Source organism: Klebsiella sp. HMSC16C06, from assembly GCF_001808325.1.
In the GTDB taxonomy this organism is placed as follows: Bacteria; Pseudomonadota; Gammaproteobacteria; order Enterobacterales; family Enterobacteriaceae; genus Klebsiella; species Klebsiella variicola.
On the sequence record NZ_KV793028.1, the window covers coordinates 1 to 10075 of the forward strand.

A 10075-nucleotide genomic window follows, 5' to 3' on the forward strand; every position below is an offset into this window, starting at 1 on the left:
CCCGCTCTGCTGTTCACCGCCCGGCGGCGCTGCGTTTGCCGGGCCTACGGGTTCTGTGGTCATCGGCTGAACCGTAGGCCGGATAAGGCGAAGCCGCCATCCGGCACTTTGTGGTTTCGATGGCGGCAATGTCTTACCCGAGCATTATCGCCTCTCGCCTGCATCAAATTCGCTTACCTCACCCGCCCAATCTAGCTGATACCATGCCCGGCGCACATCGCGATGAAAGGTCGAATACGGCCAATCCTGCACCCGACGGACATGACCGTGTTTAACGGGATTGATATAAACGTAATCCATATGCCGCCGGTAATCTTCTTCATTACGGATGGCATGTTCCCAGAAGCGTGGCTGCCAGATATGGCGCTGCTCCAGCGCTCGGGTAAACATTTTTTTAATATCCCGCCAGCGACCGGAATAATCGGTATCCCCCTCAGGCAGGGTCCAGATGCAGTGCATATGCTCTGGTAAAACCACCCAGGCGTTAATCAGAAAAGGTTTTTTGCTTTTAACAAACGCTGTAGCGGCACGCAGATGAGCAATATGCCGCGTCAGGAGATCGCTGTGGCGATTTTGCAGGTTAACGGTGAAGAACCAGCAGCCGCCGGGGATATAACTGCGACGATAATCAGACATGTGAGGTTCCCTCCTCAGTATTAGCCTTATCGCTTTTGCCCGGCGGCGCTGCGCTTGCCGGGCCTACGGGTTCTGCGGTCACCGGCTGGACCGTAGGCCGGATAAGGCGAAGCCGCCATCCGGCATCTTGTGCGACAAGCAGAATGACCGGCCTGGTTGCGAAGGCTATTTCCCTTTTCGTGTTGCCGTCAGCTCGGCGATACGCACGATCACCTGCACCGCCTTCTCCATCCCTTCCAGGGTGACAAACTCATGTTTGCCGTGATAGTTGTAGCCGCCGGTAAACAGGTTCGGGCACGGCAGTCCCATAAACGAGAGCTGCGCGCCGTCGGTGCCGCCGCGGATCGGCTTCATCTGCGGTTCAATATCGCAGTCCACCATCGCCTGGCGGGCAATATCGACCACGTGCGGATGGGCGATCACCTGCTCATGCATGTTGTAATAACTATCCTCGATCACCAGCTCGATATAGCAGTCCGGGTGCAGCCCCTTGCCGACCTTTTTGGCGATCTCCATCATCTTGCGTTTACGCGCCTCAAAGTGCTTGCGGTCAAAATCGCGGATGATGTAGTGCATCTCGGCCCGATCCACGCTGCCTTTGATGCTGGTGAGGTGATAAAAGCCTTCATAACCTTCGGTAGTCTCCGGCGCCTCGTCGGCCGGCACTTCGGCATGAATGCGCGCGGCCAGCGACAGCGCATTGACCATCACCCCTTTTGCGGTGCCGGGATGCACGTTATTGCCGACAATCTTAATGGTCACCGAGGCGGCGTTGAAGTTTTCAAACTCCAGTTCCCCCACGCCACCGCCGTCGACGGTATAGGCCCAGCGGGCATCAAAGGCCTCGACATCGAAATGCTTCGCCCCTTTTCCGACCTCTTCATCGGGGGTGAAGGCCACGCGGATATCGCCATGAGGGATGTTTTTCGCCTGCAGGGTCGCCAGCGCGGTCATGATCTCGGCGATGCCGGCCTTGTCGTCCGCCCCCAGCAGCGTTTTCCCGTCGGTGGTGATCAGCGTCTGCCCCAAAAGCTGATGCAGAACCGGGAACATCACCGGGGAGAGCACCTCATCGCCGATGCCTAGCGCGATATCGCCGCCGCGATAGTTTTCGACAATCTGCGGATTAACGTTTTTACCGCTGAAATCCGGGGAAGTATCGACGTGAGAGATAAAGCCGATGGCCGGGATATCGCCCTCCACGTTGGCGGGCAGGGTTCCCATTACCGTCCCTTTTTCACTCAGCGTTACCTTGATCAGTCCCATTTCTTCCAGCTGCGCCTGCAACAGGCGTAACAGCTTCCACTGCCCTTCCGTGCTGGGGACCTGACGAACGCCAGGCTTCGACTGCGTGTCCAAAGAAACGTACTGCAAAAAACGCTCAAGCAATTTATCCATGTAGCCACCCTCTTCTTTTGTGACAACATTATTCATAAGCCAGAAAAGACAAATATTGCGTCAGGTCATTCTTAGCCCGTAAAGCGAAATTTAATAACGGAACCGACGTTATGGTGTAAAGGTAGACTATGCAGGCGTATCAAGGATTGGCGATTACCCTTGTTTGCCGTAGAATGCTGGCCCTTATTAAAAACGTGCAACCCCAAAGGTGGTTAATCACAAACCCCGCAGCGGTCGGAAGTTTCCGTTGCGTCTACATGGGACAGAGTCAAAAATTGAATATACAACCGCGTTCGCGTTCGCCGCTGGTGCAACTGGCGGGAATTCGCAAGAGCTTTGATGGTAAAACGGTCATCGATAACCTTAACCTGACCATCAACAATGGTGAGTTTCTCACCCTGCTTGGCCCCTCTGGCTGCGGTAAAACCACCGTTCTGCGCCTTATCGCCGGCCTGGAAAACGTCGACAGCGGACGGATCCATCTCGAAGATCACGATATCACCCATGTCCCGGCGGAAAACCGCCACGTCAATACCGTCTTTCAAAGCTACGCCCTGTTTCCGCATATGACGGTATTCGAGAACGTCGCCTTTGGCCTGCGGATGCAGAAAACCCCGGCGGCGGAAATCACCCCGCGGGTTCTGGATGCCTTAAAGATGGTACAGCTGGAAGACTTTGCCCAGCGCAAACCGCACCAGCTCTCCGGCGGCCAGCAGCAGCGCGTGGCCATCGCCCGCGCGGTGGTTAACAAACCGCGCCTGCTGCTGCTCGATGAATCCCTTTCGGCGCTGGATTACAAGTTGCGCAAGCAGATGCAGAACGAACTGAAAGCGCTGCAGCGTAAGCTCGGGATCACCTTCGTCTTCGTGACCCACGATCAGGAAGAGGCCCTGACCATGTCCGATCGCATCGTGGTCATGCGCGATGGCAAAATCGAACAGGACGGCACCCCGCGAGAGATCTACGAAGAGCCGAAAAACCTGTTCGTCGCCAGCTTTATCGGCGAGATCAATATCTTCGACGCCACCGTGATCGAGCGCCTCGACGAGCAGCGCGTGCGTGCCAGTGTCGAAGGACGGGAGTGCAACATCACCGTCAATTTTGCCGTGGAGGCCGGCCAGCGTCTGCACGTCCTGCTGCGCCCGGAAGATCTGCGCGTCGATGAGATCCACCACAACAGCGACGCCGACGGCCTGATCGGCTATGTGCGAGAGCGTAACTATAAGGGGATGACCCTTGAGTCGGTGGTCGAGCTGGAAAACGGCAAAATGGTGATGGTCAGCGAGTTCTTTAACGAAGACGACCCGGATTTCGACCACTCTCTTGACCAGAAAATGTCTATCAATTGGGTGGAGAGCTGGGAGGTGGTGCTGGCCGATGAAGAACTCCAGTAAATTCCAGAATGTGGTGATCGCCACCATCGTCGGTTGGCTGGTGCTGTTTGTCTTCCTGCCCAACCTGATGATCATCGCCACCAGCTTTCTGACCCGCGACGACGCCAACTTCGTCAAGCTGGTCTTCACGCTGGACAACTACTCGCGGCTGATGGATCCGCTCTACTACGACGTGCTGCTGCATTCGCTGAACATGGCGCTGCTGGCGACCCTCGCCTGCCTGGCGCTGGGCTACCCGTTTGCGTGGTTCCTCGCCCGGCTGCCGCAGAAGGTGCGCCCCCTGCTGCTGTTTCTGCTGATCGTCCCCTTCTGGACCAACTCGTTGATCCGTATTTACGGGCTGAAGATTTTCCTCAGTACCAAAGGCTATCTGAACGAGTTCCTGCTGTGGTTAGGGGTGATCGACACGCCGATACGCATTATGTTCACCCCCTCGGCGGTGATTATCGGCCTGGTGTATATCCTGCTGCCGTTTATGGTGATGCCGCTCTACTCCAGCATTGAGAAACTGGATCGCCCGCTGCTGGAAGCGGCGAAAGATCTCGGCGCCAGCAAGCTGCAGACCTTTATCCGCATTATCATCCCGCTGACCATGCCGGGGATCATCGCCGGCTGTCTGCTGGTGATGTTGCCGGCGATGGGGCTGTTCTACGTTTCCGACCTGATGGGCGGCGCCAAGAACCTGCTGATCGGCAACGTGATCAAGAGTCAGTTCCTGAATATTCGCGACTGGCCGTTCGGCGCGGCAACCAGCATTACCTTAACCCTGGTGATGGGCCTGATGCTGTTGATTTACTGGCGCGCGGCGCGCCTGCTGAATAAAAAGGTGGAGCTGGAATGATCGGTCGACTGCTGCGCGGCGGCTTTATGACCGCCATCTACGCGTATCTCTACATCCCTATTATTATTCTGATCGTTAACTCGTTTAACCGGTCGCGCTTTGGTATCAACTGGCAGGGGTTCACCACCGACTGGTATAGCCTGCTGATGAACAACGATAGCCTGCTGCAGGCCGCCCAGCATTCCCTGACCATGGCGGTGCTGTCGGCAACCTTCGCCACCCTTATCGGCTCGCTGACCGCCGTGGCGCTGTACCGCTACCGCTTTCGCGGCAAGCCGTTCGTTAGCGGCATGCTGTTTGTGGTGATGATGTCGCCCGATATTGTGATGGCCATCTCCCTGCTGGTGCTGTTTATGCTGATCGGTATTCAGCTTGGTTTCTGGTCGCTGCTGTTTTCGCATATCACCTTCTGCCTGCCGTTTGTGGTGGTCACCGTTTACTCCCGGCTGAAAGGCTTTGATGTGCGGATGCTGGAGGCGGCGAAAGATCTGGGCGCCAGCGAGATGACCATCCTGCGCAAAATCATCCTGCCGCTGGCCCTGCCGGCGGTCGCCGCCGGGTGGTTGCTGAGCTTCACGTTGTCGATGGATGACGTGGTGGTCTCTTCGTTCGTGACCGGTCCGGGATATGAAATTCTGCCGCTGAAGATCTATTCGATGGTCAAGGTTGGCGTTTCGCCTGAGGTGAACGCCCTGGCCACGATTCTGTTGGTTCTGTCGCTGGTGATGGTCATCGCCAGTCAGTTAATTGCACGTGATAAAACTCAGGGGACGTTAAAATGAAAAAATGGTCACGCCACCTGCTCGCAGCCGGCGCTCTGGCAATCGGCATGAGCGCCGCACACGCGGACGATAGCAAAACGCTCTATTTTTATAACTGGACCGAATACGTACCGCCGGGCCTGCTGGAGCAGTTCACCAAAGAGACCGGCATCAAGGTCATCTATTCGACCTACGAGTCGAACGAAACCATGTATGCCAAGCTCAAGACCTATAAAGACGGCGCGTACGACCTGGTCGTCCCGTCGACCTACTTCGTCGACAAGATGCGTAAAGAAGGGATGCTGCAGAAGATCGATAAGAGTAAGCTGACTAACTTCAGCAACCTCGATCCGCAGATGCTGAACAAACCGTTCGATCCGAATAACGACTACTCCATTCCCTATATCTGGGGGGCGACGGCTATCGGCGTCAACAGCGATGCGATTGACCCGAAAACCATTACCAGCTGGGCCGACCTGTGGAAGCCGGAATACAAAAGCAGCCTGCTGCTGACCGACGACGCGCGCGAAGTGTTCCAGATGGCGCTGCGTAAGCTGGGCTATTCCGGCAACACCACCGACCCGAAAGAGATTGAAGCCGCCTATAACGAGCTGAAAAAGCTGATGCCCAACGTCGCGGCGTTTAACTCCGATAACCCGGCGAACCCGTATATGGAAGGCGAAGTGAACCTCGGGATGGTATGGAACGGCTCGGCTTACGTCGCACGCCAGGCCGGTACCCCACTGGAGGTGATCTGGCCGAAAGAAGGCGGCATCTTCTGGATGGACAGCCTGTCGATCCCGGCGAATGCCAAAAACGTCGACGGCGCGCTGAAGCTGATTAACTTCCTGCTGCGCCCGGATGTCGCCAAACAGGTCGCGGAAACCATCGGCTACCCCACGCCAAACCTGGCGGCACGCAAAATGCTCAGCCCGGCAGTGGCCAACGATAAATCGCTCTATCCTGACGCTGCGACCATTGAGAAAGGCGAATGGCAGAATGACGTCGGCAGCGCCAGCGCCATTTATGAAGAGTATTACCAGAAGCTGAAAGCGGGCCGCTAATCCCGCAGGGCGGAACCGCGGTTCCGCCTTTTTTTGCTCTCACCTTAGCCCCTCAGCGCGCGCCAGAGGATCGCCGGCAGCTTGCGCCAGCGCGGCCGATGATAAAAATCCACCAGCTTCTGCGCCACCGCTTCCTGCCCCCGGTGGGTAATAAACCAGGGCGGCAGGGGCATCAGCGTCAGTTCGCCATGCCACAGACTGCGCGGAAACGGCCGAAACGGCGCCTCAATCACCGTGCGCTCGGTTTTCTCCAGCATAAAGCTGTTATGCACCTTGCCCCGCCCGCTCTGAATATCGTCGAGCGTGTGGCCGGGAAACGCGCCCCACGGGCAAGGGGCCAACAGGAAGGCCACCCCGCTCCAGCAGTTGATCGCCACCGTGCCGTAGCGCAGCTCAGCGATTAACGCGTTAAAACGCTTACGTCCAATCGCTTTGCGGGTGCGCGGATGGATCACAATATTGGCCCCCAGCGTGCCCTGCAGCCGCTGATTCGCATAGCCGATCGCCTGGCGCAGAAAACTTTCCGCACTGTCGGCCTCAAGACGAGTGACCGACAGCCCCGGGCCAAAGACCTCCTGCTGACAGAGCGCCGGGTCATCGTCGGTGTTCGCCACAATCAACGGCAGCGCGTCGCCGCGCGCTATCTCCAGCGGCTGGCGGGCGCGCAGGCGAAAGTCGGTCAGCCGTTTTTCAGCGCCGGGGTAGTAGTCCGGGCGGGTATTCGCGGCGATCAGCCGGTACAGCTGATTCAGCAAGCCCGTCGCTGGCTCCCAGCCCTGCTGCAGGATCAGCACCTGGCTGGCCACGCAGTTAAACCCGCCGTTGTTCATCTTCTGCGTCGCCAGCTGCTGCGCCTGAAAAGCGATATCCGCCTCGCTCCACGGCCCGGGTACGATAATGGTAGGGCTGACGCCGCCCAGCTCCGAAGTCACCCGACGCGGGTTCAGCGGCGTCCCGGCGGCCCGACGCTGGCGAGCCGCTTCACCGTCGCCCCAGACGATGACGTCATGGGTCTCGCGAGAGCCGGTGATATGGATCTCATCGACAGCGGGATGGCTGGTCAGCCATGCTCCCGCCTGGGCGTCGCCGGTGACGATGCGGAGCGCATCCATGGCAATCAGCGGTGCCAGGGCCTGGGCCAGCAGATCGTGCAGATAATCATTCACCGGGTTGAGCTTCAGCAGGCAGACCTGATTTTCAATAAACAGCTTGTGTAGCACATCCAGTGGCGCAATCGAGGCCACATTGCCGGCGCCAAGCACCAGCGCCAGCTTGCCCTGCCGCGCGGCCGGCGGGATGTCGTATGCCCGCGCCGCATAGCGGTCGAGATGGGCCCGGGTGACGCCTGGCTGCATCCATATCTCAGCGCGAACTCCAGACAGCAACAGTCGATCCCAGAGCGTGCCGGGCACCACCCGCAGCGCCAGGCGGCCGTCCGCCAGCGTCCGCAGCGGGATCCGCCGCAGAAAGGTCTTCTCTTCCAGCTGCTCCAGGGTGGCGATGAGCCCGTTGCAGCCGACCATTAGCGCGCAGGGGCCCGCCAGCCACTCCTCCCCCGCCAGCGGATCGCCCGCCGGCAGCCCTTTGGCCGCCGCCGCCGCGGCCACCCACGCCGGGGCAATACCAGCCAGGGCATCCTTGATCTGGCGCAGCAGCGCCAGACGACGGTTCACTGAGGTTTCCGCCCAACGCTGGCGCGCCGCCGACAAGGCGTACAGGGCAGCATCATACTGAGAGCAGGTCGTCAGACCGGGTCGCGCATGGCTCATTTTCCCTCACTCATTAAAATCTCTCCGTAGGCCTGGCGCAGTTGATTTTTGAGCACCTTACCCGTGGCGCTGACCGGTAGCGCGTCGACAAATATCACCCGGTCCGGGATCTGCCACTTTGGCACCCGCGTCTCAAACCAGGTCAGCAGATCGGTCTCTTCCACTTCGCCCCCTTCCGCGCGAACGCACAGCAGCACCGGCCGCTCGTCCCAGCGCGGATGACGGGCGGCGATGGCCGCCGCGCTGCGCACCGCCGGATGCGCGATGGCGATATTCTCCAGCTCAACGGTGGAGATCCACTCGCCACCGGACTTGATAATATCCTTTGCCCGATCGCAGATCACCAGATAGCCATTGGCGTCGAGCGTACCGATATCGCCGGTATCAAACCAGCCTCCCGCAGTCAGGGCGCTCGCGTCCTGACCATAGTACTGCTCCACCACCCAGTGCCCTCTGACCTGCAGATACCCCTGACTTTGACCATCCCGGGGCAACGGTTCGCCATCCACGTCCACTACCTGCAGTTCGATGCCGAATATGGGCCGCCCCTGGCCGGCACGCTGCTTTTGCTGCTCCTGTGCCGGGAGCGCGTCATGTTTGCTCAACGGCGTGTTGATGGTGCCGATAGGCGATGTTTCGGTCATTCCCCAGGCGTGGGTCAGTTCAATGCCGTAATCACGCTGAAAGGCCTCGGCCATCGACGGCGGCAGCGCGGAGCCGCCAACCAGTGCACGTTTAAATTCAGGCAGCCGGACCTCTGTCCGGCGCATCGCCGCCAGCAAGCCGGCCCAGATCACCGGCACGCCAAACCCCACCGTTACCTTCTCGGCGGCCAGCAGCTGCAGCAGGCTGTCGCCATCGAGGTGCGGCCCCGGCAGCACCAGCCGCGCGCCGACCATGGCGGCGATAAACGGCGTCCCCCACGCGTTGACATGGAACATCGGCACCACCGGCAACAGGCTGTCCTTCGCCGATATGCCGGCGGCGTCCGGCTGGTTGCCGCTCAGGGCGTGCAGGACCAGCGAACGATGGGTATTCAACACCCCTTTCGGCCGGCCGGTAGTTCCCGAGGTGTAGCAGAGCGAAGCTGGGGTCAGTTCATTGAGCTGCGGCCAGCGATAGTCTACTGTCCCCTGCTGCAACAGATCGTCAAAAAACAGCAATGAGGGCAGTTGGCTGAGCGCCGCTTCGCTACGGGGTTCCATCAGCACGATGTGTTTCACCGTCGGGAGCTGCGGCAGGAGCTGCGCCACCAGAGGCAGAAAGGTCTGGTCAAAAAACAGCACTTCGTCGGCAGCGTCGTTGAGGATATACCGCAGATGGTCAACCGACAGCCGCGGGTTGACAGTGTGTGTCACCCAGCCGCCGGAGGCGACGGCAAAATAGATCTCAAGGTGGCGGCGATTGTTCCATGCCAGGGTAGCGCAGCGGGCGCCTGGCGGCAGCCCCAGCGACGCCAGCGCCGACGCCAGCCGCTGAGCGCGGCTGGCCACCTCCCCCCAGCTGCTGCGCTCCTTCTCACCGCCAGTACTCACCGAGACAATCTCGGTCTCGCTGTGATATTGCGCCGCATGGCCGAGCAGCGCGGCAGTGGTGAGATCCTGATAAATCATCGGTGACGGCATTACGGGGTCTCCTTTACAGAATTCCGGCAGGGAACAGGGTCGCGGCACGATCGTGCGGGCGCCTATTGAATCTGGTCTACATTTGCCGGTCTGCACAAAAAAACGTACAGAAATCAGCGGTCACGCACAAAATAGAGTAAGAAATGATTCAGGAGGAAAAAGACTAAATCATAACAGGCAGGTCATTGCTCAGGGCGGGTATCGCCCGGCAGCGGGCCGGGCGATAGCAGTGGGGATTTACAGCAGCGCTTTCGCTTTAGCGACCACGTTGTCGACGGTGAAGCCGAACTCTTCGAACAGCTGCTCAGCCGGCGCAGACTCACCGAAGGTGGTCATGCCAACGATAGCGCCGTTCAGGCCAACGTATTTGAACCAGTAGTCCGCGATACCGGCTTCTACCGCGACGCGGGCAGAAACGGCTTTCGGCAGTACGGATTCGCGATAAGCGGCATCCTGCTTGTCGAACGCGTCGGTGGACGGCATGGAGACCACGCGCGCCTTCACGCCTTCGGCAGTCAGTTTGTCCCACGCGGCCACTGCCAGCTCCACTTCGGAACCGGTGGCGATGAAGATCAGCTCCGGCTGGC

Annotated in this window: 9 protein-coding genes; 4 read left to right on the forward strand and 5 right to left on the reverse strand. The window is 59.3% G+C overall.

Annotation, left to right across the window (positions count from 1 at the left end; all coding sequences use genetic code 11):
• Window positions 1-144 precede the first annotated feature (144 nt).
• Together HMPREF3142_RS25990 and pepT are read right to left on the reverse strand one after the other, a co-directional pair.
• Window positions 145-636, reverse strand: coding sequence for an REP-associated tyrosine transposase (locus HMPREF3142_RS25990; protein WP_070612886.1), 492 nt, complete (start codon window positions 634-636; stop codon window positions 145-147).
• A gap of 165 nt (window positions 637-801) precedes the next feature.
• Window positions 802-2034 (reverse strand): peptidase T, encoded by a 1233-nt coding sequence (gene pepT / locus HMPREF3142_RS25995; protein ID WP_016160629.1) that lies wholly within the window; start codon window positions 2032-2034, stop codon window positions 802-804.
• 257 nt (window positions 2035-2291) lie between these two features.
• Here pepT and potA point away from each other — a divergent pair, with 257 nt between their 5' ends.
• Genes potA through potD form a run of 4 tightly spaced genes read left to right on the forward strand, consistent with a single transcriptional unit; the run spans window position 2292 to window position 6094 of the window.
• Window positions 2292-3428 carry a spermidine/putrescine ABC transporter ATP-binding protein PotA gene (gene potA, locus HMPREF3142_RS26000; protein ID WP_008806021.1) on the forward strand — a complete coding sequence of 379 codons (1137 nt, stop codon included), beginning with the start codon at window positions 2292-2294 and terminating at the stop codon, window positions 3426-3428.
• On the forward strand, window positions 3412-4269 hold the full coding sequence (gene potB, locus HMPREF3142_RS26005) for a spermidine/putrescine ABC transporter permease PotB (RefSeq protein ID WP_070612888.1): 858 nt from the start codon (window positions 3412-3414) through the stop codon (window positions 4267-4269). Before potA ends, potB begins: the two co-directional genes overlap by 17 nt.
• Complete coding sequence (gene potC / locus HMPREF3142_RS26010) at window positions 4266-5051, forward strand: spermidine/putrescine ABC transporter permease PotC (RefSeq protein WP_012542218.1); 786 nt, start codon at window positions 4266-4268, stop codon at window positions 5049-5051. Before potB ends, potC begins: the two co-directional genes overlap by 4 nt.
• A complete protein-coding gene (gene potD / locus HMPREF3142_RS26015) occupies window positions 5048-6094 on the forward strand; it encodes a spermidine/putrescine ABC transporter substrate-binding protein PotD (RefSeq protein WP_008806018.1) in 1047 nt (348 codons plus the stop codon). The genes potC and potD overlap by 4 nt, the downstream gene beginning before the upstream one ends.
• Before the next feature lie 44 nt (window positions 6095-6138).
• Here potD and HMPREF3142_RS26020 read toward each other — a convergent pair whose 3' ends face one another.
• The 3 genes from HMPREF3142_RS26020 to HMPREF3142_RS26030 all read right to left on the reverse strand — a co-directional run.
• Window positions 6139-7863 carry an aldehyde dehydrogenase family protein gene (locus tag HMPREF3142_RS26020; protein ID WP_012968559.1) on the reverse strand — a complete coding sequence of 575 codons (1725 nt, stop codon included), beginning with the start codon at window positions 7861-7863 and terminating at the stop codon, window positions 6139-6141.
• Window positions 7860-9488 carry a long-chain fatty acid--CoA ligase gene (locus HMPREF3142_RS26025; protein WP_044650385.1) on the reverse strand — a complete coding sequence of 543 codons (1629 nt, stop codon included), beginning with the start codon at window positions 9486-9488 and terminating at the stop codon, window positions 7860-7862. Before HMPREF3142_RS26025 ends, HMPREF3142_RS26020 begins: the two co-directional genes overlap by 4 nt.
• Before the next feature lie 237 nt (window positions 9489-9725).
• A partial coding sequence (locus HMPREF3142_RS26030) for a transketolase-like TK C-terminal-containing protein (RefSeq protein ID WP_323807204.1) occupies window positions 9726-10075 on the reverse strand: 350 nt, incomplete at its 5' end.

Excerpts from the sequence above, each read along its gene's own strand:
- potB (WP_070612888.1), top strand. The coding sequence starts at position 3,412 with ATGAAGAACTCCAGTAAATTCCAGAATGTGGTGATCGCCACCATCGTC.
- HMPREF3142_RS26020 (WP_012968559.1), bottom strand. The coding sequence starts at position 7,863 with ATGAGCCATGCGCGACCCGGTCTGACGACCTGCTCTCAGTATGATGCT.
- pepT (WP_016160629.1), bottom strand. The coding sequence starts at position 2,034 with ATGGATAAATTGCTTGAGCGTTTTTTGCAGTACGTTTCTTTGGACACG.
- potC (WP_012542218.1), top strand. The coding sequence starts at position 4,266 with ATGATCGGTCGACTGCTGCGCGGCGGCTTTATGACCGCCATCTACGCG.
- potA (WP_008806021.1), top strand. The coding sequence starts at position 2,292 with ATGGGACAGAGTCAAAAATTGAATATACAACCGCGTTCGCGTTCGCCG.
- potD (WP_008806018.1), top strand. The coding sequence starts at position 5,048 with ATGAAAAAATGGTCACGCCACCTGCTCGCAGCCGGCGCTCTGGCAATC.
- HMPREF3142_RS26025 (WP_044650385.1), bottom strand. The coding sequence starts at position 9,488 with ATGCCGTCACCGATGATTTATCAGGATCTCACCACTGCCGCGCTGCTC.
- HMPREF3142_RS25990 (WP_070612886.1), bottom strand. The coding sequence starts at position 636 with ATGTCTGATTATCGTCGCAGTTATATCCCCGGCGGCTGCTGGTTCTTC.